At 47.4% G+C, this 4,837-nt stretch carries 2 protein-coding genes; both read left to right on the top strand.

What is annotated here, in order from left to right; genetic code table 11:
* The coding region (locus tag KDK19_RS00580; RefSeq protein ID WP_257252382.1) for a hypothetical protein at window positions 1–490 on the top strand (490 nt) is incomplete at its 5' end.
* Between the two features lie 82 nt (window positions 491–572).
* On the top strand, window positions 573–4,837 hold a 4,265-nt coding region (locus KDK19_RS00575), incomplete at its 3' end, for a hypothetical protein (RefSeq protein WP_257288608.1).

Below are 4,837 nucleotides of genomic sequence, written 5' to 3'. Positions count from 1 at the left end.
CGACAACAAGATGCTCACTCAATGGCTGGGCGGACCTCTGGGCCGCAGTCTTGACCAGCTTAATCGCTGGATAGGCATGGGGGAAACGCAAGATAAATATGTGAAACGTACGGCTATTGCCACACCTCAACGCTTCAATGAAACCGATGAAGAGTATGCCAACCGTGTTAAAGCAAACAACATTATGTATGGCTGGACCCGAAACGAGCATTATCTTCAGTTCCGTGAACGACGTGATCGCACCATGAGGATGTTTGAGCATGGCTGGGAGAAATACTTTAAGGCAAATGTGCCCAAATGGTCGTTCTCCCACGCAGAAAGTATTCCTTACTTCTACACTCCCGGAGCCTTTTACAAATGGCAAAAGGGCGATGTTCAGACAGTTCACGGTCATGATAAGAGAAATGCCTCACAATCAGGCTTTCCATCTGCAACCTCGGCACACCACCTTGATACTGGTGAACATTTCAGCTTAACGGAACAGCCATGAGCGACTGACAGCCATGAGCAACTGACAGCCATGAGCAACTAACAGTCATGAAGCGACTAATACTCAGCTCCGAGGTACCAGAATGACACAGGCTCGCCCCAATGCAGTAAGCCTTGCAGTGGCCATTGCAATCTATTCTTCCATCATTGGTACACAGGCACTGGCCGATCGCAGGCTGCAGACCAAATCTTTCGATATTCCGGGCAATGAAGGTGTGGAGTTTACCCAGACTGAGGTCGTGGTTCAGCCAACTTTGGGGGATGACCAGCAACCAATACCCAAATCCTTTACCACCACCTACCCTGATCAGACTGAAGCCAGAGCAGTCTATGACGTTCCTTCTGAGGGCTTTACAGATGTTCTTTCTGGCATTGACGGTGGCGTTTCCAGTGTGGATCTTTTTGAGACAGGCAAGAATGACGTTGCTCAGAAATACACCAAAGTCCTGAGGGTCGGTAATGAGGGGGTCTTCAGGTTCACCCATAACCTTGCAGAAAAGCAACTGGTTATTGAAGTCAGAGATGGGATGACTTGTCAAAATTCAATAAGGGCTGTTCGTATTCAATCAGTTAACACCCGACTGTTAGAACCTCTGACGAAAGTCGCCAGCCCCAAACAACTGGCCAGAATATTGAAAGGTGCGAATGGAAGAGCAGGAAGCCTTGGAGCGGCGGACAAGTATACTGCCCTTGCCACTATTAAAATAGACGAAGTTGAAGTAGCCGGGCGTACCTTCATGCGTCTTGTCGCTTCAGGCGATCAGCCACCTGAACCGCAGCGTCTGGGTAAATCACTCTTTATCAATGATGAGACTCTCTTGGCCGCAGCCACCTCAGCCTATACCCAGGTTTATGTTCTGGGTAAAAGTTTACAACAGGAAGCTCTGAATGAACTGTTGGCATACCAGAAACCCGTCGGATATGTAGTACATGTTGAGGATGAAACACTGGCTTATTATGTGCCCGATGGTTACCCAAGACTGGAAGTGGTTCAGGCTCCGGGAGAAGAGATTGAAGAGATTATCGTTTTCCATGGTCAAAAGCAGAATCCAACCGATATTGCTTTTGTAAAAAGCCTCTTCAACCTCAGGGCAGAAGTTGTCGGTAATGCCCCCGCTCCTGCAGTGACGGCACAGGTTAAAAAAGACAAACTCAAAAGCTATCAGCACATCATCCGAAGCAGGCAGATGGCGCTGCTGGAGGAACTTGCTATTGACTTCGCTGTGCAGTTCGATGCTGAATTTGAAGAAGGTAAACTGTTGGCGCTTGCCCGCTATGAAGCGCTGCAGCAGGCATTGACCAGCGCTACTCCCGATAATGAAAATGAGTTTGAATTCACAGCAGCACACATCAAAGTTGCTTCCTCGATCATGACGGCAATCTGGCTACAGATTCAACTCGAAAAACACTTCAACTTCAAACCTGTACTGAGAGATCTTCTGGCTAGCGAGGCATTTGTTCAAAGTGTTCAGAGGGTTATACCCGCTGTAGCTGAATTGCCTGCCAATGGTTTTGGAGACGACGTCAAGCTGGCTACCAAAGTCTTTGGAGACATGACCAGACAGCTACTTGAGCTGGAAAACCAGCAGGAGGGGCTGAATGCAAGAGCGGGCGAACTCGCCCAGCTTAAAAATTTCTTACAGCATGCAACCGAAAGAGCCAATGCCATTGAAGCGGAAAAGCAGAGAGCACAATCCCTCAGGAAGCAAATTGAGGAGGAGCTTGAAATGCTTCTTCAAGAATGGAAAGACACGAAAAAATGGCGAGATAAACTTCAACAGGAAGCTGATCGAATTCCAGAGCTGGAACAACAAGCTTCTGACGCCAGAGTGAAAGCCACAAAAATTCGCAACGCTCAAATGGCAGCCGAACTCGGCATTGATGACTGGGATGATTTCCAGCCTCCCGAAGTGCAAAAGAGACTCATCACAGAGAGAATTAATGAAATCAACAGAGCGGTTGCCTCAACCGTTGCCATAGCAGGAGAGTTTGAGGAAAAAGCAGTTAAAGCAAAACTGGCGGCTATTGAAGGTCATCTCGATATTATTCCGGGCAATGAAGACGATCTGGATGCCCGCTTTGAGTCCATTCATCACCATCTGCAACAGCAGGCAGGCCAGAACATTGAGCTGGCCGCACAGAGACTGGCTATCGTTGCAGATCTTCTCGGTCTGGTTCCGGATAACAAAAATGATCTGCAAGCTCGTCATCAGAACATTCAGCATCAACAGCACCTGATGCAGCAGGTCGATCAGGAACCTCTTCAGAGCACCGAAACCTATGCTGAAGAACTCACTGCAATCAAAGCCCGCCATGCAGACATTGCCGAGCAATTGAACATTGAGAATTTTGACGGCAATGCCGATATTTTTCTTCAGCAAGAACGCCTGCTTCGGAAACTTCAGACCATCAGTGATCATCAAAAACACCTGCTACAGAAACTTCAGACCCTCAATGTTCAAGACGCAGAAGGAGAAGCCATCCTCAAGGCCAGGCAAAATGCTCTGGCATCAATGCTCGGTATTGAGATGAGTAAAGACTGGACAGTAGAGTATCGTAGCACCCTGATAGATGTAGCCTGTCGTAAGATTCGCAAGTTGGAAAAAGTACTGAAAGACATAAGAACTCCGGGCCACACAAGAGCCTGGCCTGAAGTACTCTTGAAAATCAGTGCTGTGGAAAAAGCTGCCGGGATAGAAGGTCTCCATAAAGAGCAGGATATTTATGTCCGTCGTCAGGCTATTTCTGATGAGATGCAGACACACATCGAAGAAATCGCAAAGCAGGCAGAGGAGGAGGCCCTGCAAATACTGGAAGCAATGGAGACAATACTGAACCTCAAAGTCAAAGTCAGAGTTTATAAAGATGATGACAAAGCAGCAAGGCTCTCCAACATTCGTTTAAAACTTGACAGCGATGATATCCCGGAAGACGTCCTGGATCAGCTGCTGACTGCCCTCTGGGAAGAAGACAGAACACTACTGGACAGAACACTACTGGCTGAGAGGGCTATCAAATTCCAGAGGCTTCGAGCGCGTCTTTCCTATAGTGTCGAAGGTTCGAAGGAGCGAGCCAGAGATCAGCAGAGACAATGGCTTGAAGCTATAGAGGAAAAGCTGAACATCAAAACGAGTGAAAACGCTTTTGCTAAACCAAGAGGCCATTTATTGGTTTTTATACTGGCCGATGATCTTGGGGTAGAGTTAGAAATGGATGACAGCCTGCACAACAAGAAGGATGCTATAAGAGCCAAAATTTTCGACTTACTGGATGAAGTAGACGAAGCCTATGACGATGAAGCTGTCAGAAGAGACAGAAACAATGCATTGGCTCGTCAACTCAACATCAAGGACTACAAAGATGATGCCACCATCGACGAACAGAACCGTCTGATTGAATACAGACTGTATCAGTTGGATGTCAGCGTTCGGAAAATAGGTGAGCCTGATGTGAGTGAGCGCATCAGAGCCATTGATAATGAGCTTGACGAGCTGATGGCTCCCCTGGGACCAAAGCCCCGATACGTCCTTGATCGTGAGCTGGCTACTGCCAGACGAGAAGTGGAAGAAGCAGTGGATGAGCTAACAGGCGCATATCGCTTGCTGGCTACGCTTGAAGGCAAAAACGTGAAATTTGCGGGGAACCGTGCTGACATCCAACACCTCTCGGATAGAGGCAACAAAGCCCTCAATCGGGATATGAAAAAGGTTCAGATCCACTTGGGTCTGGCTGCCGATGATGATCAGACCTCTGAAGGACGAATAGAAGACATAAGACTTTTATTAAAGAAAAAAAGCGCAGAAAAACGAGATGAAATCCTTGAGAATCTGAGAGCCAAAACAAATCTGAACATTGAGATAACGAGTGGCCTCAGTTTACTGGAAGACTCTGATTACTTTATTACCATTTCTTCTTGCACAGACTCTCATGGTCAGAAAGAAGCCTTGGGTAGACTGCCTTTAACCAGAAAAAAGTACACTCAGGTCACGGAATTTCTGCGTGAGCACGACAGGAAAAGTATAGAACTAGCCAATGCACGGCTTGAAGAGTGGGATGCAAAAGAGAAACTGGATCGTCAGGAAAAGGAGATTATCGATCCTGGATACATGGATCAGAATGCTAAACCCATGCATGAGGACGAAATGGCCTGGCTGGGTTTAGTCCTGAAGCAAAAAAGTGATGCGGTATTAAAAGCAGAAGTCGCTCTTACGGATTATCACAAAGCAGTTCTTGAGGCCACTGAAGCGTCCGTGGGTCTTAAATCAGACACTTCTGACACCCATGAACAACGGATTAATGCCCTGAGAAACAAACAGGTACAACTGGGCGGTGATGATGGTACTGGCGG

It is taken from the genome of Endozoicomonas sp. ONNA1 (genome assembly GCF_024606325.1).
In the GTDB taxonomy this organism is placed as follows: domain Bacteria; phylum Pseudomonadota; class Gammaproteobacteria; order Pseudomonadales; family Endozoicomonadaceae; genus Endozoicomonas_A.
Note: the sequence above shows the minus strand (reverse complement) of the source record. Positions and strands in the feature narration are given on the sequence as shown.